Below are 21,389 nucleotides of genomic sequence, written 5' to 3'. Positions count from 1 at the left end.
ACAGAAGAGGTTCCTACTTCTTTCCAGCCCCATTTCTTTCCAGCCTTATCAAGTTGAACAGCTTCAGCGTTTATGCCCTTCTTTACTTTATTCGCAACAGCTAAACGAATACCTCTTTCAGCATAGGGCTTTCCACTTTTCATCACGTTCACGCCTTCGGGAACAACCAAAGGAGGACGCTTGTATGAAATAGGCTTTGTGGTTTTCCCGCTATTCGCCCACTTCTTGAAATCGGCCGGAGTCATTTCGGTAATTGCACCAATGCCCTGCCAGCCATCCGCATAGTTGGAAAGGTATCCTTCCTGAGCTTCTTGCTCGTTATCAAATCCCGCTAAAATTTTATGTTCATCAAAAGAACCATCGTCATTAACCTGGTCAACGATATAAACAGGCTTGCTTTCAATATCAGAAGCTTCAGCTCCATCTTTCAGGAATATATCAAGATGATCCTTATCTTTGCCTATGGTCCCTTTGATGTATCCGTAATGGTGCTGCATGGTGATTGACCACGGTTCACCTGATTCATCTGTACCTGAGCGTTCAGAGCCTACAGGATTTTCAATGGCGATATCCATGCCCAAAGCTCGGACATGTGCTTTCTTGTAATTACCTGCTTCTTTCTGTGCTTGTGAAGGTTCAGCTAAGTTATTCAATGGAGAAGTTGCAGCTTCGTGCGCCTGAATATCAATAACAGGCTGATCCTCTACGACGGGTTTATCTTTTGCTAACTCAAGCCCCATAGAAGTAGAAGGAGCTGGCAGATTGAGATTCTTAGCATCATATGGAACCGGAAGATCTCGACGCTGAGAGTCTTCAACGACTTCAAAATCTGGAGTATAAACCATCTCAAAATTAGGATCTCTGCCGTAAGCCGGAATAGCTTCGGCGTTACGAGGATAATCTAATTCAATGGCTGGATAAGTATTCTTTGCCTGAGGAAGTCCAAGAGGAGCAGTCCCTTGAGGCATAGCCATACGCTGTCTGCCGTCATTCATAGGAATGGAGTCGTATGCGGTCTGTTCTCCCTGCTGTGAGATTATATTAGCACCAGGTGGCAATGCTTGCATTTCTCTTGCGGCAGGTAATCCTCCTTGAAACTGTCCAAGGTTGGGCTTAACCGTAGGATCTTCCATACCCATCAATTCAGAAGGAGATTCAAACGGAGTTGCGTTTTCCTCTCTTACTCTTCGGAGTTCTTCCGCATAGCGAGCAAGAATTTCTTTTTCCGTATAGCCTTCATCATTTAGAGCTTGAACTTTTGCATTAGGAAGCCCTTGCGAAGACTGAGGTTTAAATTCTGGCTCCCCCATGCCAAGGAGGTCAACGGTTCCGGCAAAAGGAGTTGCATTCTTTTCACGGACTTTACGAAGTTCTTCCGCATAGCGAGCAAGAATTTCTTTTTCCGTATAGCCTTCATCATTTAGAGCTTGAACTTTTGCATTAGGAAGCCCTTGCGAAGACTGAGGTTTAAATTCTGGCTCCCCCATGCCAAGGAGGTCAACGGTTCCGGCAAAAGGAGTTGCATTCTTTTCACGGACTTTACGAAGTTCTTCCGCATAGCGAGCAAGAATTTCTTTTTCCGTATAGCCTTCATCATTTAGAGCTTGAACTTTTGCATTAGGAAGCCCTTGCGAAGACTGAGGTTTAAATTCTGGCTCCCCCATGCCAAGGAGGTCAACGGTTCCGGCAAAAGGAGTTGCATTCTTTTCACGGACTTTACGAAGTTCTTCCGCATATCGAGCATGGATTTCTTGCTCTGTGTAACCCTTCTCATTTAAAGGTTGGGCTTCAGGCTTGGCTTTAGGTATCCTGCTTGAACTAAGTGCAGGGTCTTCCATGCCAAATGCGTCAGAGGCAGAATCAAAGGGGGAAGCGTTCTCTTCTCTTACCCTGCGAAGCTCTTCCGCATAACTGCTGTTAATTTCTTTTTCGGAATACGGGTCAGCCTCGCCTGTTTTCGCAGTTGGAACAACCTCTCTCGCATTGAGAAGGTCTATAGTTTCATCTGCGGCTTTATCAAAAATATCTTTATCTGAAACATTTTCTTCTTCGACTGTTCCGCCAGACATTAATGAACCGCCTACCCCTGTCAACGCAGCTGGGCCAATAACATTAACACCTTCTCTTGCAGCCTTTTTAGCACGTTCAATAACTCCCGGCTTCATTTCCCCAGTAGTTACGTAATGGGCAAGATCCTTAGAAAGAGATTCAGCAGGTTCTTCAGCCCATTCGCTAAGCCCTTCGACTAATCCGGAGCCTATGTGTTTAGAAGATTTAGCCACAACCCCTGGCCCAGACTTGGAAAGCATCTTTCCAAATGAAAGAGAATTCAACCCGGCGCTAACCAAAGCCATAGTCTCGCCGGCACGAGCTGCTTCCTTTTCGCTGCCACCTTGTTCTAAAACTTCGCGATATGTACTGGTTCCTTCCATAGCACCACCGCCTGCTCCAGCTCCCAGAGCCTGACCAATCCGCGCAAGCCGCTCGATAACTTGCGGAGTCAAACTCATAGCCTTGCCACCAACCTGAACGACCTTCCCCACAGCCGCACCGGGAATCATGGCAGCCCCAAGAGAAGGTGCAAGATTACCAACCTGATATGTCCACCAGTCACCACGGGCCAAGAGTGAAGGGTCATCCATAACATTGCCTTGCAAGTGCTTAGGCGGCGCAAAAGACTCGCGTAACGGCTTATAGTAGTCAGCGATAGACTTACCGGCCCCGGCTACCGATTCGCTATCAATTCGATTACCAAGCCACTGCAAGCCCCCGCCAAAAGACTCGCCTAGTCCGGCTGATCCGGAGGCAACCCCTCTATACAACTGCTCTGCGGAATTTGCCGCAGAGCTTGCTGCAGAACCAAGAAAAGAAGAATTAGATTGAACATTGGATTCTTGTGCGGCAGGAAGCCCAATCCCGCCTTTAGAAGCAGTACTAATAGAGCTTGCTTGCTGAATATCGTCCCAGTATTTACTTGAAGCGGATTGTATTTCTTGAGCAGAAATATCCCCAGGAAACTCTATTATGTCGCCATTTGGCATTTCTACTTCATGCATTATTCTACTCTCCCCGTAGTTGGGTTATATCGGAGCCTTTTTCCTCCAGCTGTTTGAGGGCTACCTTTGGCAGCTGGGAGACCTCCTGAAAAAGTTTGCCGGCTATTGTTAGGTGAAAAGCGTTTTTTTCTCCAGTCGTCAACAAGCTTAAGATAATTCGAAGCAAGTCTTCGCTGTTCGGGCTCTTTCCCTTTAAGAAGTTTATTGACTGTTTGAATTGCGTTTCCCAAATCTTCATCGGTCATTTTGTCAACCTTTATACCTAACATTCGCTTTTCCAGCGGAGACAATTGGGCCTTGCTTGCAATCTGTGAGGCAACAAATTTTATACTATTTTCAAGGCCGGTGATTTCTTTTTGATTGGACTCGTCCCGCTTGCTTTGAACTTCTCGTTTAACCTTCGCATCTTCACGGACCTGAGCATCTTTCGAAGCAATCATGTTTTGCTTAGAAGTGGCTGTTGTCTGCTTAGTGTGAGCGATAGCCGCTTGCTTGCCTTCACGGTCAAGGTTTTCAGGCATGAGCCCTTTAGCGTTTAACTCTTCCATGGAAAAAAGCCCCAGATTCTGCCCTTGCCTCTTGGGAGTACTTGAAAACTTGCCATTAAACTCAGACGGATTATTGTGGGTAATATTCCCTTTCTCATCCATTAATATATATTCGGTTGCTTTCTTATGATCCGCTAAAGAATTTTGAGGGATAGCATAAAAAGTTTCATTGCCCTTTTTAACTGGTATCCATTTCTTAGGATCGTTTCGGGCCTCAAAATTCCCTTGGCGACTAGCCTCTCTGCTTTCAAATCCTTGCTTGTAAAAATAAGGATTAACGATTCGACCTGAATCAGAAACTTGTTCGCCCTGCATTATCTGTGAAAGAGCCTGTGTAGCTTCTTCTTCTGTTACATGGCGATTATCCTCCCACTTTCCGCTTTTATCACTTCGGAACTGTTCAATATAGAACCCGCTACCTTCATCCCATTTATATTGATAAGGAAGAGGTGCTTCTTTTGAAGCCGCCTCAATGAGCGGTCTAGCCCCTGCGTAATCTCCGCTCTGGACCTTTGCCATTGCATCAACCGCGTAAGGTCTAAATTTTTTATAACTGCGATCTACAGCAGCACCTTGGGCTGTTCTCAACATTGCGTTCCCGTCTTCAGTCGCGGCAAAACCATGAACAGTAAGTGTTTGAGCATCCATTTGCAGTTTATTACTTGGAATAGGCAGTTCTTTACCTTCTTTCATCATAGCTGAATATTCAGCAGTATAATTTTTTACCTGTTCTTCATCGGCGCGAAGTTTAGCTCGGTCTTGCATTCGCAGGTTTCTATCCTGAAGCTCTGCATTATAAATATCATTCCGCTTCATCTGATTCATCAGGCCCATGCCCTGAGTAGCAATGTCCGCCCCGTCCTTAAATGTGGGTCTTCCCCATTTATCTGGCATAATCTTCTCCTATGATAAAAGGTAAGCGGCAAGTCCGATAGCAGCACCAACTCCGAGCCCAATAGGGCCAGCCATAGACCCTGCAGCGGCTCCACCAGCAATAGTTCCTCCGGCGGTAGCTCCCGCTGTGGTTGCTGCTGTAGTTGCGGCTGCGGTTCCGGCTGTTGCTGCGCCAGCAGCGGCAGCAGTACCAGTGGCTGCAGCGGCAGTTCCTGCTCCAGCGGCTGCGGCGGGGAACATCATCATTCCCATTGAACCACCAGCCATCCCCATTCCGGCGGCAGAACCGATTGCTCCTCCGGCTGTCTTCTCTGGTTTGTACTGTTTTTGCTGCATTGCACCAAAGGACTGAGAAGCTTGTCCCATCCCTTGCAATGCCTTTCCTGAAACGTCTTCAATTGGATAAAGTCCGAGTCCCATAACTTGCTCCTATTGCGCTGCGGGGAGGCCTAATCCTATAGCCCCGCGAAGTCTGTTGTAATTTTCTGTCTCTGCGCCGACACGAGTGCTTTCTTTTGCGAATGCGGTGCTTTTGGCACGACTCATGTTTAAGTCGTTCATTGCGCTTAAAAGCATACCGGATGAAGGGTTGCTGCCTCTTCTGCCACTCTGACGAGTAAGAGTCTTGGCAGCATCTTTATATTGCCCTGCGACTGTGGCTGTGGCTTTACCCATGCGATCTTCGATATCCACGCCTTTAATCGCTTGGTCATAGTATTTATTGGCAACCTCAGTCTGTGCCGGAACAAGCCCTAGTGCCGCATTGTTTCTGGCTGTAGTCAGTCCATAGGTTGAACTTTGAGCTTCAGTCTGCGCCGGCAATAAGCCAAGATTCGATTCAAGTTGCTTTTTCTGGTAGTCTGTTTGAAGCGGTAAAAGACCAAGGTTTGAATTTAACTGTTCCTTTTGATATTCGGTTTGAAGAGGAAGAAGACCACTTTGCGCCGTCATCTGGTCTTTTTGGAGCTGAGTCTGCAAAGGAAGAAGTTCTTTATTGGCTGATATTTTGGCCTTTTCAAGCCCTGCATTATTGTCCATCCAGAAATCGTAATAGCCCTGCCCCATATCTTGCTGTGCTTCAGCAATGGTTGCCATACGACGATTGTATTCTTTGTCTATAGTGTTGCTATCGCCTTTACATAAAGCAACAGGCCCATCATATTCATACGAATCCTCTTCAAGCACTTCCATAGTGGACATATTAATGACCACTCTTTCATAAATTTTCATAAACAATCACCTCTGATAAAAGTGGATATAACCGCCTCTTCACTTTTGCCTGTTTGTCCGTTGAAAACACCAAAAGGAAGCCTTCCTGATTCTTTCCAGTCGCACAGTTTTGCCAGTCTCAAAGCGAGTTTATTCCTAGATGGAGTTATGCCCACGAGCATATCCATCAAATACCCATGTTCGTCTTTTAAATTAAGGAGCTCGTTGGCAGCCCACTTCCCCCAAGCTATAGATTTCTTATGACCCCATGAATTTTTGAAGAAACAGAAGTTAAATTGAGCCCACTTCTCTTGACTACGTTCAAGCCAGCAAAGTCCCGCCAACTCTCCATCAAAGAAGCCTACAAAAAGATGCATTCCATGACATTTAATCATCTCTAGCCATTTTTCGGAGGTAGTTATTTTACCCTCAAAAAAAACAACTGAAGCGGTCCCTTCTTCCTGCATCCTCTCAAAGAGATAGATAAGAAATTCATCAGGGAAGTTCCCGTCTGAATAAGGCACAAGCCCGTATCCTTTGTAATTTTCATCACACATAAAATTTATTCTCCTATCGCAATATAATTTACGGTTCCGGCAGCAAGCTGGCTGTCGCCGCCTAATGTTTCGGTCACTGATTCAAGTATGGCAGAGGTTCTTTCAAACGGATTAGGGGTGATGGGAGTTGTGATAATTTCTGTGTTGGTCCGCCTCCATTTTGTTGTTATTCGACCTGCACCTGTCACATTTAAATACATGACTATCCTTTCATCTCCTCCACCGTATGTAGCGTAAGCATGGCAGTTCAGAACGGCTCTTAAGCTTTGGGCTGTACTGAGAACTTTTAGAATAAATTCCTTGGCTTCTTCTCTAAGAGCGTGGTTATAGGTAGCCCCGTTTTCCACAGCTATGTATGAATATCCAGTCCCGCCATTGTCAGAAGTTATGCTGCTACTTAAAGCAGCGTTCACTTCAAATTCATGACTCTCAACTTCCCACCCTGTGCCGGGAGAAACGGGAGTATATTCGTATGTAATAATTCCTGATTTTTCGGCTGGTGAAATTATAGTAGGAACAGAGTTGACATAAGTACGAGTGCGAGCTTCAAAGAAAGTGTATCCATCATAAGTCTCTAAATCTCCTGTTATAGCAGGAGATACCGTTGAAGAGGTCGTAATATTCTCAGTTGTGGACACAGCCACATAGTCAAAAGACTGAGCATGAAGCACAAAAACCTCACCAGAATCCCTACCAATAGCCTTTATTTTAACACTGTGCTCTCCGGCAGTCAGAAACCCTGAAGAAACAGAACCCCGCTCATATATAGTTGAGCTTCCAAGGCTAATGGTAGTAACTCCCGCTTCTTGTCCATCCACATACAAATAGACATCAACCAGCCGTTGATTGAATTGACCGTCAGTCTCAGTGTTCTTTTTTGATGAAACTTGAAAATCAACCTTCACCTGAGTGCAGTTTTCAGAAGTCAAACATTCTGGAGTATAGCCCGTTTCATTTGAACCAGACACGCGATAGTTAACTTGGTTCGTAAAACTTCCACCCGGCAACCATGAGAGATTAACTTCGGGCTTAAATCTCCAGCGATTAGGAGAAAATTCTTCAAGCTCTGCGACTCTGACGGTCATTTTCTGATCGGTCATACGCGCATCTTTGCAGGAACTAATAGCAGTAGGATTCAACATTATATTTGGTTCAGATAACCAATACCCGCCAATCTCAGTCCATTCGCCATTTTGAGAGATTCCAGACTCCAAACGCTTTAATGTGCGGTGCAGTCTGCGCGCACCTGCAAGATATCTATAAAACTCGATATCTCCATCGAGGAGCTTCATGTAGTTCGTGGACATATTAGTTACCTGCCGCCAGATAGTTTACTGTCCCTTCTGCTAAGTTGTTCACACCGGAAGTGGTCAAACTTAATTGCTGAAGGTCTATCGCGGTGCTTTCGCCTCCAGAAGATGTATTGCGGCCCCATACAACTGTTATAATGCAAAAGTTAAGAGCCGCATAAAGACTGGCTTCGTTCCCTATAAGTACTGTGGGTGGGTCTGTTTCTGCTATTCCTGTCACATCAAAAGTCATAGAAGATGGAAGGGCATCCAGACTGACTAGCAACTCGTAAGATCGACCTAAGCCACTCCAAGTGAGTGAGTCAGAAACGCCTCCCGCCTCGCCTTTCAAGGTAACAACCCCCGCCCCTACATAGCTCGCAGAACACTGATAGCTTGCTCGGATATTTACGGCTTTAACCTTCCAACTGCCTCCTGCGGGCATCCCTGGGGTCAGTAGCGTTATGTGTTCAGTTGTTGTTTCGTAAGACCTTGAGGATGTAAATCCTGCGGAAAGAGCAATTACCCTTGATTCTTCAACAACAGGGCAATTCATCATTGTACTAACAGTCTCAATCTCTTGAACAGCTACAAAAGTACCAATGCCTCTTGAGGATGATGCAACCAGCTTGATAGTGTGAGCCCCTGCGGATATTACTCCCGACATAACTGTTGCCAATACTGGTTCTAAAGTCGGCCCAACATAAACCTCTGTTGAACCGGCAACTGCGCCATCAACATAAAGATCCACCTGAACTACTCTGTGGTAATATTTGTTCAAAGTGTCTGTTTCTTCGATGGATGAAACTGAAAACTTCGCTGATACAGCTGAACAAAAGTCCAGCGTCACATAGTCGGAAGTTTCAGCAGAGCTTACCCCTTCGCCATGCAGTCCAATGGATACAGTCTGTACTCCCGGCTGCAAGACAAGTAGTGCATTTGGCATAAATCTATACCTGTTCGGGGAGAACTCTTCTATTGCGCCGACTCCCATGCTCAATATTTGATTAGAAAACACCGCTGATTTGCTACTGACAATCGTATTCGGAGAAAGCAAAATAATCGGCTCTTCTTCCCAATATCCTTCTATCTCTGTCCATTGACCGTTATTCGCGGTTCCCGCTTCCAGCCGTTTTAAGGATTTGTATTTTCTGTGATCGTTATCAAACCACTTGTAAAATTCAATATCCCCGCCGGAAAGCTTCATGTAGTTTCAGCCGGGTGCAATGTTTCCTGCGGCATCCACTGTGCCATCATCCCCCATAATGATTGTTGTCTCATTGCCGGAAGTGTTCAGCAGAAAATTCCCTGCACCAGCGAAAATCTTTGCGCCCTCTTCAAGCCTGAGAAGACCGTTTAGGCCGAGTGCAATTTGAGCAGAAGCGGAAAGGAACGCGCCGGTGATGATATTTGCATCCATCATTCTGGCGGCAATGGAGCCGTCAACGATCATGTCTCCGTCAATTCCCACTGTTGGATTTCCGTCAATTTCACCGACAACGAAAGGAACTTTAGGAACAGATCCGGGAGTTACTACCGCAAATTTATCAACGAGGAAAATAGCCTCAGAAGTTGCTCCGTCATTATGAACTCCAAATCCTGCAATGTGGCCATTTACATCAGTCTTTATAAAATATTCAGCGGCCAATGCGGAATCTGCATCAACTCTTGCAGTAGCTTCAATCTGAATCGCTGCCACATTACCATCTGCACTTGCTTGAACGGTTTGAACCTGCTGTGCCAATGCGGAATCTGCATCAACTCTTGCAGTAGCTTCAATCTGAATCGCTGCCACATTACCATCTGCACTTGCTTGAACGGTTTGAACCTGCTGTGCCAATGCGGAATCTGCATCAACTCTCTCCAGCTTCTCCAGCTTAACCTTTGCTGCAACCGAACCAGCTAATGTATCCGGCCCGTCAATCAAATCAATTCTACTGTTCAAATCTCCATAAAGCTGAGACTCGGTGATACTGTCCTGCAATACATGCAGAGCTTCCTCCAATGCCACACCAAGCGAAGCAGGAGCTAGAAAACCGCCCTGCCTAGGTTCCCATATAGAGTAGTTATTTGACCAATCAATCGCCCTTATCCAGTAATAATGATCAGTCCTCGTATTAAGTCCGGAATGGGTAAACTCTACTACAGGCTTCGTGGCAATTCCGATTCTTGAAGCGTCAGAAAGAGAAGAAGAGCCAACAGAACACCAGACTTCAATATGTGATAGATCTGCGTCTGAAGGATTCACCCATGTCAACTTGTTCGCAAAAATCTGCTGGTCAACTTTAAGGTCGCGAGGAGGGTTCGGAGGATTGCCAGACCTTACAGACCGGCTGAAATCGTAATCAGCATCAGTCCCTACTTTCTGAGAAACTTTAAAACCAAGGTTTTGCAAGTCGTTGAAAGTGACTACAGAGTCAGAGAAAGAGTTACGCCTTTTGCCCTGCATAGTTTCAAGAGTCTCTTTCAAAGCCGAAAGAAAATCTCTTGTGGACTTATCAAGCCCGGCCGGAACATTCGGAATATTGGGAGAGCGCGCGCCTTTAGTAGCCATTTTGTAGATCTCCTATAGAAGTTGAAACACGAACTTCGTAAACTTCGGCAGAACCTTCTATTTCAAATTCCCAATCACGCGCCAGTGTTCCGGAGGGAAGCCGGAAAGCTTCTTCTGAGGTAATCGAGTTCGTAGAAAACAAATTACCATCCGCATAAAGCCGAAAAGCCAGCGGAGACAATGCAGACTGAGTTCCGATTATTCTAGCCGCACCCATGTTTATTGCGATGGAGTAGAACGAATCCTTAGACTTCCAAAGGTAGCTCATGGGAGTTGCGGAACCTTCCCACCTTTCAATGCGGTAATTCGTATCGTCAAAGGTCAGCAGATAAAGAGCATCGTCCTCAGTATCAACGTAACCGCCATAAACCTTCTTGCCCGCCAATTCGATGTTAACGATATCCTGCAACTCGAAGTCGTAAATTATACCTCGGTTAGTTCCTTCAAAGAATCCGAAATACTGACCATCGTGATAGAAGCTAATCAACTTTTCAGGTTCAAGAGTTTGCCACTGCTCCTTTGTGTAAAGAGGACGAGTGAGCATACTCACGCCAGCAGGACCGATCAAAGTAAGGCCATCAGGCGCAGCGTAAAGAACGCCGCCGGGAATGTTTACGATTGATTTCTTTGCAACGCAGGACTGATTAAACGAAAGCTTGTCCATAGATAATGAAGAAGGATCGATACCCGCAATGAGGTGCGCCTTATCTTTTGTCAGAACGACAACCGTCTGATCGAAATGCCCAAGACCAACAATCTCAGAAGGAACGGAAAGCTTAAATTTCCACGAGTAAGCGTAAGGAATGAAAGACTCTGATACGAAGATATCCTTTCCTTTGAAGCAAAAGAAAATCCCGTTTCCAGTATGAATCAATCCTTTTACATCATCTTCAGGACGGCTCCAGTTCTCAGTTTGAAGGATTTCGGAACTGAGTTCGCTATCTTTCAGTTCATCGAGATAATCTGTTTCACTGGCTGGCATATCAGCGGCAGCATCCGACCAAGGAATAAGCTGATACTCTGCTCCAGTGTCGCCAGAATTGAGTCTGTATAGTCTGAAATGAGTAACAGCCACACCATCAAGTGTTGGAAGCCTGAAATTTGATAGCAAACATCCCTGCCCTGTTTTCACATCAATATTGCCTGTAGGATCGGAAGGCTCTGACTCTTCGCCCCACTCGGTAACGTATGTGTAAACGTAGGATGTGCTGCGCTCCAGCTCTGCATCATCGGCAACGGACGCAGGAGACAATTGAACAGAAAGCGGCTGGTCAGGCTTTGGAAGTCCGAGCCGCTTAGTCTGAGTCGGATAAGTTGAAATATCTCCCGAAGTCGCAAGAGCTTGATCTGTCTGCTTTGGATAGCTGTCACCAGTAAACATAATCCTGTCACTGGAACTCGCAGCGGACTTCACAACATCAACGTCATTAGCCCAGTACAGCCATTCGCCCGAATCAAGCTTGTAGATGCTGCGGATATCTCCGGCTTTGGGGATAGGATTTGGAACCTGTCCCTCAAGATTGAAAACAGGTGCTAGGATTCCGCGCTTCAGATTACAATTTCTAGCAATCTGTGAGTTTGAAATATCTAAATGCTTAGGAGATAAACGAGGCTTTGTGCCTCGGAAAAAAGGGACTATTATGGACATATCTTCAACCAACTTATTTTATATTGACGAACTAATAACAGTAAGATATCTATTTTTCCTCCAGAGGGAACAATCCGTTTCTTCTGATCCCACTCTCTGGCGCCAAAGATATCCCCTTGGTTCTTAATTTACCCTAATTAGACCCTTTTCTTTGGTGCCAGTTCTTTTAAAATCTTCACTTTATTGCGCCCACACCCGCGCGGGTGTATTAGGCGCTTCAATCTCAAATGGTGTCAGCTCGTCCGGCAAATCTCCAAGACAGCGCACATTTACGTGCCAGCCGTCACAGTAAACCGCTTCAGTGATTATATTGTCGTCTTCGTCAATTTCTGCGGGGATGCTTACGATCCTACCAACTACATCTATTGAGCAATATGGATATGTTACACCCTCGCTGTCTTCGGTTGGTAGTGCGTAAACGGTTTTCAATTCATCCTCAGACGCGAATTTTAAATAGTGATCTGTATACATTGTTTACCTCGTGAGGGCTTGAAGCTGTTCGTTTGATAATCTGCGGGGGAAGTACGATATTTGGCTAATATGACCGTTTAAGAAATTACCCCATATGCTACCCAAGGTAAGCCTTATTTGATCCGCAAAAAAGCCCCCACCAGTTTGAACTGGATCTCCTTGAGCACTGACAGCAAAGTCATTCTCTTTAAATGCAAATGCGAGTATCCTACTTGGGTCATTACACGGAAAGGATTTCGAGAATTGAAATACAGCGTCTATATTTTGCAGTGAAAAATCCAGAAACCCCACCCTTGTGCCGAGGCGTATATAACCATTACCAGCATCACACATAACCAAGATAGGTCCAGATCCCTCATCATCCGCGACAGCACATAATGTTCCTTCCATCTGATTATAAGGAAAATTAGTGGTATAAATTGAAAGAGTGTCAGCCGCACGAGTAGCCGCTGCTGTCGTTGTTGGAATGTAGGATGTGGGGAATGCGCCTTGTTCAAGCTGTGCGCCCCAGATATATAGGCCGGATGTTCCGTCACCGTCATATATACTCATATTGTCATTATTCCTGAGTTGTGTGTATGCTAACCTACCCGCACTTGTTGAAGTTGCGACCCCCACTACAGAGACACGAAACCAGCCATTCGGGAAACTTTCTATTTTCCCTCCAACAGCTGTCCCAGAACTCAGATCTACAGTTGCGAAAAAATCTCCTGAAAAACCGGAGTCACCCAAAAATACGGCACACCTAGTTCTTTCTCCTGCCTTTAAAAATACAGAATAAGAGTATGGCTCCCCTTCTATTACCGATATGGTTCGTCTGGCGTAATGTGAGTTACTTGAAGTTGAATCTTCGAGTATTTTATCGGCAGTTACCAACCCGTTAGGTGCTGTAGTTGTATTGACTGCGACACTGGCCCTTTGAATAAACCAAGGAGACTGGTTAAGCTCTTCAGAATAGGGAAGCAAATTAGTCCGCGGCTCCTCAATCAAAAAACCTTTATACTCTCCATTCTCAGCATCATATTCATGCCGCAAAACATCATTAGCAACACTCTCAACCTCACCAACTGCATTGATTTGAGTCGCTGTTGACGCTCTGGCAAAAGTAAAACCAGCAGGAACTCCGTTTGTATTGTCTTTGGAGTCGTAGGCTTTGACTTCAAGAGAAGGGGGACATGGAAGACCTAGAATGGACTGATAAGCAGTTCCACCTATTGCTCTAGCTTGCTGAGACTTGTTTAAATCAAGATCAGTTTGAAGCTGAGCCTTGCTTGCTTCTAACTCAGAAAGAGCCTCATTCTTCTCAACATCAATCAGCCCAGGAATAGAAGCCACTGAAGCATCAACAGAATCCTTCGCAGCCTGAGCCCCGTCCCTTGCACTTTCAGCCCCAACCTTCGCAGCCTGAGCCGCATCACGCGCACTCTCAGCCGCAAGCTTAGAAACCTCAGACTGACCAGCAGAAGTACTCGCTGAAACAGAAGAACTTAAAGCATCACTTTTACTTTGCTGTGCGTCAGCGGAGAACTGAGAAGCATTGTTCTCAGAAGCTAAAGCGTTAGTCTCAGACTGAGCTACGACTGCCGCAGAAGCTAGAACCTCATCACGAGCAGCGATAACAGGAACAGTGATAACATCCCCTACATATCCACGAGGATATGGCGGAACATTGGCAATCTCGAACAAATTACAATCCATGTTCGGGATAACTGCCGGAAATTTTAAAGACTTGCCTGTAGGCAGAAGAATCTTGAAATCGTATTCACTTCCTTCGCTTCCAAGCTCATTCGGAAACAAGGCCAGCACCGAAGCTCCATCTACATCAGAAATAGTTTCAGCTAACTGCGGAACAACAAAGCCTAGATACTTGTCAGCCGTTGTAAGTTTTGCAGAAACCCTTGCTCCTTCAACCGGATTACCGAGGGAGTCATTGACCTGAATAGTTACGTTTACGGTAGGGACGCTCATTGACCGAAGCTCCTTGCTTTAACTGTGAGAGAACGCTTTGCTCCACCTGTGATTACTTTGATCTTTGCAGAGGCAATACCGTCTTCAAAGAGTTCATTCTTAATCTGCGCCCCGGGGATATCTTCCCATTCACGACCACGCATCGCTTTCAAACTGGCAATAGCTCCGTAAGCAATATACTGGCCCCAATCTTCAATTAAGCCTTCGGGCATTCCATCTGATGCTAATGTCGGTTTAAGGGCCGCTAAAACTGAAAGTTGGGTATCAAGAGTCGGCGTATCTATTAAATCAAGATTGTCATTCGTTGAACTGAACTGAATTTCAGGAATCAAGGCCACACCGCCGTTCAGGTTCGTCACAACTAGGATTTCGCACACTCTGGCCCCGCGCGGAGGTTCAAGCTCGGCAGAAGCAATGCCAGCAGGGAAAAATAAGGGATCAAGCTCTTCACGCCAAACCTGAGTCCGTTGACAGAACACAATTGCAGCCCTGCGAATCTCGTTGATGATGGTTCCCTTTGGACATGTCGCGACTTCAGGCTGCACATAACCGACAAGAATTTTCCATGGTGATGTTGCCACTGCTTACTCCTTCACAACCTGAATCTGTTTAGGATAATAAAGATCGGCCTTAAGTTTCACCCCAAGAGCCTGATAAAATGCGCTAAAATGAAACTGAGCCGTGGCCATACTAGACGTAGAACTGTCACCAGATAGAAGCTCGTAAATCATCCAGTGGACAATCGGACCACTAAATGTAGGAGAAATAGGCAGATCGTCATCAGATCCATCAATATGGTCAGGTTCAGCGGAATAAGTCATAGAAATATAAACTAATGCGCCTACAGCAACACCAGGCTGAACCCAGTAAATATCGGGGTTCTCTTTGGCATCATAAGCGTAATTGTCAATATCATCGCTAGTAGTCGTCCAGCCGCCAAGCTGCATAGCCGCCTTGGAAGTAAGCATTATGGGCTCGTCAGGCGTATTTCCATCCGAGCCCATATTCTGAATTACTTCAATAAGCCGAAGAGCTTTCTTGCTCGCCCCGCTTCCATTTGCCGGATCAGGTAAAACCTGCTTCACCCCGTCCTGCAATTTGATAGATTCGGTAATTGCTGTAGCGTCAGGACGTTGTAGAGCAATATTTCTGACTGCGGCATTAAACGCATCAGTCAGCGATAGCTTTCCTTCCGTAATCTCCCAAGGCCAGCGTGTAGCAACACCGCCCTCAAGATCCTGAAGCTTGGAAGAAACAAGCAAGAAAATTTCTTTGGCTTTCATGATTAGTCCTTAAAGTGTCTGGAACGGGTAACGCTGAACGTTACGAGTACCGACAATACGCCCTGCTTCGTCTGTAACCTGTTCAGTTTTGACGGCATCCTTTAGGACGTTAATTACAATTTTCGGAACCTCAACTTCGACATCACGCTGAATCTGGAACCTGCGCCCGTTGGCATTCAGGAAAACATCCTTCTTTCCATCAAATTCGGCAGAACTGGGAATAATGATTTTGTGAAGCTTCTCGACTTCAGGTTCAGGCTCAGGTTCTTCTTCTTTTGCCTTCGCCTCTGCCTCAGCCTTAATTTTAGCTTCAGCTTCAAATTCAGCTTTAGCTTCGGCTTTCGCTTCCGCCTTAAGTTCTTCCTTCGCTTTCAATTCGAGTTCTTCTTTTACCTTCGCCTCTGCTTCAGCTTCAAGTTCTGCTTTAGTTTTCTGAGCCATGGATACTCCCTCCTTGGGAAACGGGAGAGAGCCTTCCCCCTCCCGCTATTTTATTTGTTTAGAGCTTTACGCAACACTCAGCGCGAGCCATCCAAGCGTCATTCAAAATGACAGCTGCATACATGGTCTTCCAACCAACAGAACCACGCTGTCCAAGGTTGTCACCGCCGCGAGGCACATTAGGATTAAGAATCATAGGAACAATCGCTTTTTTACCCCTGAGAGGAACAACTCCGAAAGCATCACGAGCGAGATAAATAACCGGATAAATATCCGCCTTAGTTCCGGTTGTAGAAATCATGGCTCCCTTGTCACCCCCGGCATCAGCAAAAGGCTCGTAGAGAGAAGAAGCGCAATAACGAACTTCTTCAACCGCACCGATTTCGCCGGGGAGAGGATCTTGAGTTCCGTATTTTTCAACGGGAACGAATCCAGCCATATCGCGAATGGCACTGGAGCAATCAGTGTGACAAAGACCGATAAAACAAGGACCGACTGGGCGAGTTTCATAGTTCTGTGAACCGGAAAGAAACTGAGTGTGACGCTTGCCGTTCATAGCAAGAATGCCGCGAAGGGATCTGCGCTGAGTAGCCAGAGTCAGTTCAGTGTTAACTTCGTTACGGGCAGCACCATTTGCATAAAAAACAGAAGTCCCGCCTTTAAGAATGCCGTAGTTGATAAGTTCAACAGTTTCAGCGGCCTGTTCGCCGGTAATGCCCATGTATTCATGAAGAACGGGGTCTTCGTGAGTATCCGCGATAACATCAGACAATTCGACGTAATCGCCGTACTGCTGAAGAGTGACAAATACATCAGTGTTTGTTCCGGTCTTACCTGCGGGAGTTACGCCCTCAGTTATAGGAGTAAGTGCTGGAGCAAGAGACTCGTAACGTCTAAAAACCTGCACTTTAGAATTGTTTTTCTCTAAAGGACGGCCCTGAGCAAAACGCTCAATCAAAATAAGCGGAGTTGCTCTTTTGAGGAAGATTTTACAAGCCTTCCCTGCTGTACGAGGTGAGATATCACCGTAAACCATAGTAGCCATAATTTATTCTCCTGAGAGTAAACCCGCTTAATCTTCATCCCATCCGGCATCAAAATCGTCCTTTGAACCTTTGGATTTTGGAAGCGGGGTATTTTTTGATTTAACAGCCAGAGCTGCGTCAGCATCCTGCCGAGTCTTTTCACTGACTGAGCTTGATGCTGATCCTTTTGCCGAATTAAACTCTTTCAATAATGCGGCGACTTCCTGCGGAGTTCCCTGTTCTATCGCGTGAAAATGCTTCGCTGCGACATTGTAAGGCTGCCCTGAAACCCATTCGCGGAGGTTTTGGTGGTATTCCACACTTTCCTGAGCGCGATTAGGATTTGTAGTCAGATCCTTGTAATCTGGAACTTCGCTATAAATCTGTGAGACATGGGCATCTGTTTCAGTTTTTTCAACTGTGGCCTTGATCTCTTTACCCTGTTCGCCAATCTGACGGGCAGTATGCAAAGAGGCCGCCTGAATTGCCGCCATGTCAGGGCCGTAGTCCTCAAGAACTTGGCGTAACCTTTTGCCATCAACAGAATCTTCTCCGAAGAGGGCCACTAACTGCGGGTCTTCTTTTCCGATTTCATCAAGGTCACTTTGAAGCTCTTCAGGAATTTCAAAAGAACCAACTTTCTGCTGCTCCTGATTTGCCGGGGCCAAGTCTTCGACATGGGTGACAGTCTGTTGAGCGCGTAAAGATTCAAGTTCTTGCTGAATGCGAGCTTTCTCAGCTCTTTCCTTTTCAAGTCTTCCGAGCATAGAGTCATAGCCGTGGGCTTTTTTCTCTAAGCTCAGTTCTGCGGAATCATCCTGATCAGGGGCGGGATCTTCATCCGGCGAGCCTTCGTCAGCTTCATCCAAGTTAAAATCATCATCGGAGGCCGAATCATCATTTATAGACTCTTCGGAAGCTCCATCATCACCTGAAAACGCGTTCTCAAATTCTTCTTCTGCTGCAATCTCTTCTTCTGTAAGCATTGTTCTTTCCTCCGGGCCGCTTTCGCGGGGGCCGACAATTAGTAATTTATGTGTATGCTCCTGAGAGCTGGACCACGTTGTTTTCAACCGGCTTAATGTCCTCTAATATATCCTTAAGGGCTTTGATCTGCCCTTGAAGGCGGAATATTTCCTGTTGATTCTCTTCTGTTTCAAGATGTTCACGTTTATCTAAAATCAACTGCTCAACGTATGAACGAACGGCCATAATTGGGGTTGTGCTGTAGATTCCCCTTAAAAGAGCTAAGTCGTTTTCATTCCTCATGCTGTTACTGCCTCCTGAGCAGGATCTCCCTGTTGTTGCTGAACCGCTTCACCAAGCATTTGAGCAAGAACGGCTTGAGGGTCCATTCCTTGTTTTTCCATTTCACTCATTATGACTTGAACCTTAGCTTCGACCTCTGCTGTTGCTTGCATTGTCATTTGCTGTTGCTGCCAGTCGCGATATTCTTTGTCGTCACGGAGCAATTCAGGATCGAGGTCGATAGCTTTGAAAATTTCTTCAAGAAGATCTTCGTCTTTAACTCGTCCTTGGAATCGGGGATTATCCGTAATTGCAACGGCCTGACTCATGCGCTGTCCTTGAATCTCTTTAGCGATAAGAGCAGAAGAACCACGAGCCAGAATATCAAAGTCTCCCTTGATTTCCTGCTTTGGATTAAACTTCATATTCCAGTGGTACATGCCCTTGATGAAAGGCTTGGTGATATCTTCGTCGAAGCTTTTGACCTGATCTTTTACCGGGACACTTGCCGCGCCCATGAGCATAGAAAGGCCGGAAGCTGTGTCACCAGCTCCACGAACAGCGTTATTGTCACCCTGCATATATCTGGGAGTAGTGAGTTCATCTGAGAACTCTGAAAACATCTTACTCAAGCCAAGTAGTTCATTAGTATGGGAGGGCATGTCATGAGCGGCGAATGCAGATCTTACGTCCCTATCATTTTTGAAAGGCCAAAGTTTCCAACCATGAATGTCTGTAAAGTCAGTACCGTCAGCCAAGGCTCTGACGTTAACTGCGATCTGAGGGCCAGAAGAGATAGCGGCATTGTCTACCGCCATTCTGACCGAGGCATTTACTCCGACCTGGCAATCACGCATGACAGTAGGAATCCCGTTTCCGAAGAAACTAGACTCGTCTTTGTCGTAGAAATAAAAATGGTAAGGGATTTCAATCCCTTCGATTGGAGCGATAACGGCCTTGATTACTCTGTTGCCGATCATCCATACGTTTGTAGGAAAGGATTCGTGATGCTGCTCTTCTGGGATATTGATGCCAGCTCCTACAAGCTGATGACCTTGAATATATCCCCACCGTTCATAAACTCGGAATTTTCCGGTTAAATCAGGAGAAGAGGTTTCTAGTTCACCCATTAAGCGCAAATCGCTTTCATACTGTTTAGGTTCAGCATCACCAGCTTTGTGGCTCTTGAGATATTCCACCACAACATCCATAGAAAAGTTCGGCATATTGCCGAGGTCAAGCAGCTCTTTCGGACTCATTAAATGGTCCTGCCAAACGAAATTTACTTTGCGGGAATCTGAAACGCTCATATCGGGATAAATATTCCAGATCGGGACGAACTCGTAATATGGACGTAAGCCAGCTTCTTCGTGATTATTCATCGACCATTCGCCAGACTGCGGGTCAATCTCGTATCGACCTCGAACACGCTTCTCAACAAGCGGCCCTTTTAATACGCCAGTTCCGTAGCGGAAAGACTGAGCAATGACATTACCGCAAACAGCACGATACGAAGGTCGACCGGGTGCTTCGGTGAGTTGATCAGCAATTTCCTTCATCATTGCATCAGAACAATCTTTTGCAATCTCTCTAAGGATTGCATCCTCATCGATATCTTCTGGAGCTATGCCTTGCTCTACAAGCTCGGCAGCTCTTTCTTGAATCAGGTAAGGGTGAATAGTCGGAACCGAAGTCGGAGAAATGGAAAAATTCTTCTCCCCGTTAGCAGGGAAAAGCAAATCCATTAGCCGAGCTTTACTGGTATCGCATTTAACCTTGGAAATTCTTAAGTTGATCTTGGACTTGCTCTTTCCAATGTTAGCAAGAACTTCAGGATCATAAACCCCTTTATACTGACGCAAGTCTCGTAACCAACGTTCTTCATAAAGCTGTCTACGATTAGCAACCTCATCAAACTCAGCTCGCAAGATCGAACCGAGGGCATCTACAGAACCAGATGTGTTTGTCTTTTCTTCCATTATTAATATCCTGCTACTGAATCTGCTGCGTTTGAGGTCATATTAAACTGGCGATAGTTATCATTGTTCAAATCTAACTCCGCCAGCGCATAGAGAAATGAAGCTACAACTGGAAATTCTTCCAGGTGTCTCTTCAGGTCAGTTTTTTCAAGGGATGAGTAGTGCTTTGCGACATCGCTCTCGCCAAAGTTCAGAGTTTTACGACTAGAAGCTCTCTTAGCTACAAGCTGATTATAAAAACGGAAAATATCTTTCTTCTCAGAACGATCATATTGAGGCGGCGAGTTCAGTTCGACTGGAGCCTTGCGGAGCATGTAACGCTGCTCTTCGTTGAAATCGTCAACAAGAAGCACATTGTTATTATCCATAGGAGTAATCCACTCCTTACAGAACGTGCGGTCCTGAAGCATGGCAACACGAGAAAGCAGCTCTTGAAAATCTTCGGCTCTAGTTTCGCCAAGAATGAAAACATGGTGACAATGCTGTTCAGGGTCTTTCCTGCGTATCTCACCCAGAACAACAGCATGCCCTTTTGAATTGCCGTAGGGCCAAGCAAGACCGCCTACTATCCGCTTAAATTCGCGAGTAGTGAGCATGTCCTTGTAGTATGTCGTTCTGGTCATTGGATCGATAATGCGTTTAATTGGGGTAGATCTCATCATGACATATCCCACCCATCAGTTACGGAATCCCGTAGAACACGATAACGGACTGCATCCCCAATGTGATCCTCAGCTTTGGTGTTAACATCGTCAGGATTGTTCTCATCACGCGGCAATGTCGGAATAGTGCGGATAAACTGGTGGCAGTTTGAAAAAACGTACATCCCTGCGTCCTCTTGCGGGGATTGCAGGGAAGCTTTAAGCAGTTGGCGAATACGCTCCCATCCGTTGACGCGAGAACCGGGACGCTTATTTGCTTTCTGCCAAGTAACGCCAGCATCTTCCATATCATCAGCTATGCAATTCTTGTTTTCTTCTGTGTAAATAGAGGAGTCAGCAGGACCGGGGAAAACCTTGAATGCAAACTTTGCTTCGCGGTCTTTAATTCCTTTCGCTATCTCACCAGCAGAAAGCTTAATTCCCTTATCTGGAGTCTTGCCATCCCAGCCGTACCATTCGAAGATATGAAATATTGTTCCGCGAGTGAAACATCTGACTGTGCCGTCTTTGAGAATAGCTTCAGTCCCATCAGATTCAGCCCACCAGCAAACGGAAAA

The 21,389-nt window shown here is 45.8% G+C and carries 19 protein-coding genes and 1 pseudogene; all 20 read right to left on the bottom strand.

Features of this window, described 5'->3' with window-relative positions:
- On the bottom strand, nucleotides 1-3,056 hold a 3,056-nt coding region (locus JEY82_RS18350), incomplete at its 3' end, for a hypothetical protein (RefSeq protein ID WP_304088400.1).
- The gene (locus JEY82_RS18345; protein ID WP_304088397.1) at nucleotides 3,056-4,498 is read right to left on the bottom strand and encodes a hypothetical protein; all 1,443 of its coding nucleotides are present in this window, start codon (nucleotides 4,496-4,498) and stop codon (nucleotides 3,056-3,058) included. The genes JEY82_RS18345 and JEY82_RS18350, both read right to left, overlap by 1 nt.
- A gap of 9 nt (nucleotides 4,499-4,507) precedes the next feature.
- Nucleotides 4,508-4,918: a hypothetical protein gene (locus JEY82_RS18340; protein WP_304088395.1), complete on the bottom strand. Its 411-nt coding sequence runs from the start codon at nucleotides 4,916-4,918 to the stop codon at nucleotides 4,508-4,510.
- Between the two features lie 9 nt (nucleotides 4,919-4,927).
- Nucleotides 4,928-5,728, bottom strand: coding sequence for a hypothetical protein (locus JEY82_RS18335; RefSeq protein WP_304088393.1), 801 nt, complete (start codon nucleotides 5,726-5,728; stop codon nucleotides 4,928-4,930).
- A complete protein-coding gene (locus JEY82_RS18330) occupies nucleotides 5,725-6,264 on the bottom strand; it encodes a hypothetical protein (protein WP_304088391.1) in 540 nt (179 codons plus the stop codon). The genes JEY82_RS18335 and JEY82_RS18330 overlap by 4 nt, the downstream gene beginning before the upstream one ends.
- Before the next feature lie 5 nt (nucleotides 6,265-6,269).
- Nucleotides 6,270-7,571 (bottom strand): hypothetical protein, encoded by a 1,302-nt coding sequence (locus JEY82_RS18325; RefSeq protein WP_304088389.1) that lies wholly within the window; start codon nucleotides 7,569-7,571, stop codon nucleotides 6,270-6,272.
- 1 nt (nucleotide 7,572) lies between these two features.
- Nucleotides 7,573-8,760, bottom strand: coding sequence for a hypothetical protein (locus JEY82_RS18320; RefSeq protein WP_304088386.1), 1,188 nt, complete (start codon nucleotides 8,758-8,760; stop codon nucleotides 7,573-7,575).
- Nucleotides 8,761-8,766: 6 nt separating this feature from the next.
- Nucleotides 8,767-10,107 carry a hypothetical protein gene (locus JEY82_RS18315; RefSeq protein WP_304088384.1) on the bottom strand — a complete coding sequence of 447 codons (1,341 nt, stop codon included), beginning with the start codon at nucleotides 10,105-10,107 and terminating at the stop codon, nucleotides 8,767-8,769.
- Nucleotides 10,097-11,755 carry a hypothetical protein gene (locus JEY82_RS18310; protein ID WP_304088383.1) on the bottom strand — a complete coding sequence of 553 codons (1,659 nt, stop codon included), beginning with the start codon at nucleotides 11,753-11,755 and terminating at the stop codon, nucleotides 10,097-10,099. The genes JEY82_RS18315 and JEY82_RS18310 overlap by 11 nt, the downstream gene beginning before the upstream one ends.
- Nucleotides 11,756-11,935: 180 nt before the next feature.
- A complete protein-coding gene (locus JEY82_RS18305; protein WP_304088382.1) occupies nucleotides 11,936-12,226 on the bottom strand; it encodes a hypothetical protein in 291 nt (96 codons plus the stop codon).
- Between the two features lie 3 nt (nucleotides 12,227-12,229).
- Nucleotides 12,230-14,194 (bottom strand): hypothetical protein, encoded by a 1,965-nt coding sequence (locus JEY82_RS18300; protein ID WP_304088380.1) that lies wholly within the window; start codon nucleotides 14,192-14,194, stop codon nucleotides 12,230-12,232.
- Entirely contained in the window at nucleotides 14,191-14,775 is a 585-nt protein-coding gene (locus JEY82_RS18295; RefSeq protein ID WP_304088379.1) for a hypothetical protein, read from the bottom strand. The genes JEY82_RS18300 and JEY82_RS18295 overlap by 4 nt, the downstream gene beginning before the upstream one ends.
- A gap of 3 nt (nucleotides 14,776-14,778) precedes the next feature.
- Nucleotides 14,779-15,477, bottom strand: a complete 699-nt coding sequence (locus tag JEY82_RS18290) for a DUF6682 family protein (protein WP_304088377.1) — start codon at nucleotides 15,475-15,477, stop codon at nucleotides 14,779-14,781.
- A 9-nt stretch (nucleotides 15,478-15,486) separates the two neighbouring features.
- A complete protein-coding gene (locus JEY82_RS18285; RefSeq protein WP_304088375.1) occupies nucleotides 15,487-15,918 on the bottom strand; it encodes a hypothetical protein in 432 nt (143 codons plus the stop codon).
- Nucleotides 15,919-15,976: 58 nt separating this feature from the next.
- Nucleotides 15,977-16,963: a N4-gp56 family major capsid protein gene (locus JEY82_RS18280; protein ID WP_304088372.1), complete on the bottom strand. Its 987-nt coding sequence runs from the start codon at nucleotides 16,961-16,963 to the stop codon at nucleotides 15,977-15,979.
- A gap of 27 nt (nucleotides 16,964-16,990) precedes the next feature.
- Nucleotides 16,991-17,929 carry a hypothetical protein gene (locus JEY82_RS18275; RefSeq protein ID WP_304088370.1) on the bottom strand — a complete coding sequence of 313 codons (939 nt, stop codon included), beginning with the start codon at nucleotides 17,927-17,929 and terminating at the stop codon, nucleotides 16,991-16,993.
- Nucleotides 17,930-17,975: 46 nt separating this feature from the next.
- The gene (locus JEY82_RS18270) at nucleotides 17,976-18,212 is read right to left on the bottom strand and encodes a hypothetical protein (protein ID WP_304088368.1); all 237 of its coding nucleotides are present in this window, start codon (nucleotides 18,210-18,212) and stop codon (nucleotides 17,976-17,978) included.
- Complete coding sequence (locus JEY82_RS18265) at nucleotides 18,209-20,170, bottom strand: hypothetical protein (RefSeq protein ID WP_304088366.1); 1,962 nt, start codon at nucleotides 20,168-20,170, stop codon at nucleotides 18,209-18,211. The genes JEY82_RS18270 and JEY82_RS18265 overlap by 4 nt, the downstream gene beginning before the upstream one ends.
- Nucleotides 20,171-20,172: 2 nt before the next feature.
- Nucleotides 20,173-20,832 (bottom strand): hypothetical protein, encoded by a 660-nt coding sequence (locus JEY82_RS18260; RefSeq protein WP_304088364.1) that lies wholly within the window; start codon nucleotides 20,830-20,832, stop codon nucleotides 20,173-20,175.
- Nucleotides 20,829-21,389: pseudogene (locus tag JEY82_RS18255) on the bottom strand (hypothetical protein); the annotation flags it as partial. The gene JEY82_RS18260 and the pseudogene JEY82_RS18255, both read right to left, overlap by 4 nt.

This window comes from Maridesulfovibrio ferrireducens (assembly GCF_016342405.1).
In the GTDB taxonomy this organism is placed as follows: Bacteria; Desulfobacterota; Desulfovibrionia; order Desulfovibrionales; family Desulfovibrionaceae; genus Maridesulfovibrio; species Maridesulfovibrio ferrireducens_A.
This window is presented reverse-complemented; position numbering and strand designations above follow the sequence as displayed.

Coding starts and splice junctions, on each gene's coding strand:
- JEY82_RS18345 (WP_304088397.1), bottom strand. CDS start 4,498: ATGCCAGATAAATGGGGAAGACCCACATTTAAGGACGGGGCGGACATT.
- JEY82_RS18340 (WP_304088395.1), bottom strand. CDS start 4,918: ATGGGACTCGGACTTTATCCAATTGAAGACGTTTCAGGAAAGGCATTG.
- JEY82_RS18335 (WP_304088393.1), bottom strand. CDS start 5,728: ATGAAAATTTATGAAAGAGTGGTCATTAATATGTCCACTATGGAAGTG.
- JEY82_RS18330 (WP_304088391.1), bottom strand. CDS start 6,264: ATGTGTGATGAAAATTACAAAGGATACGGGCTTGTGCCTTATTCAGAC.
- JEY82_RS18325 (WP_304088389.1), bottom strand. CDS start 7,571: ATGTCCACGAACTACATGAAGCTCCTCGATGGAGATATCGAGTTTTAT.
- JEY82_RS18320 (WP_304088386.1), bottom strand. CDS start 8,760: ATGAAGCTTTCCGGCGGGGATATTGAATTTTACAAGTGGTTTGATAAC.
- JEY82_RS18315 (WP_304088384.1), bottom strand. CDS start 10,107: ATGGCTACTAAAGGCGCGCGCTCTCCCAATATTCCGAATGTTCCGGCC.
- JEY82_RS18310 (WP_304088383.1), bottom strand. CDS start 11,755: ATGTCCATAATAGTCCCTTTTTTCCGAGGCACAAAGCCTCGTTTATCT.
- JEY82_RS18305 (WP_304088382.1), bottom strand. CDS start 12,226: ATGTATACAGATCACTATTTAAAATTCGCGTCTGAGGATGAATTGAAA.
- JEY82_RS18300 (WP_304088380.1), bottom strand. CDS start 14,194: ATGAGCGTCCCTACCGTAAACGTAACTATTCAGGTCAATGACTCCCTC.
- JEY82_RS18290 (WP_304088377.1), bottom strand. CDS start 15,477: ATGAAAGCCAAAGAAATTTTCTTGCTTGTTTCTTCCAAGCTTCAGGAT.
- JEY82_RS18285 (WP_304088375.1), bottom strand. CDS start 15,918: ATGGCTCAGAAAACTAAAGCAGAACTTGAAGCTGAAGCAGAGGCGAAG.
- JEY82_RS18280 (WP_304088372.1), bottom strand. CDS start 16,963: ATGGCTACTATGGTTTACGGTGATATCTCACCTCGTACAGCAGGGAAG.
- JEY82_RS18275 (WP_304088370.1), bottom strand. CDS start 17,929: ATGCTTACAGAAGAAGAGATTGCAGCAGAAGAAGAATTTGAGAACGCG.
- JEY82_RS18270 (WP_304088368.1), bottom strand. CDS start 18,212: ATGAGGAATGAAAACGACTTAGCTCTTTTAAGGGGAATCTACAGCACA.
- JEY82_RS18265 (WP_304088366.1), bottom strand. CDS start 20,170: ATGGAAGAAAAGACAAACACATCTGGTTCTGTAGATGCCCTCGGTTCG.
- JEY82_RS18260 (WP_304088364.1), bottom strand. CDS start 20,832: ATGATGAGATCTACCCCAATTAAACGCATTATCGATCCAATGACCAGA.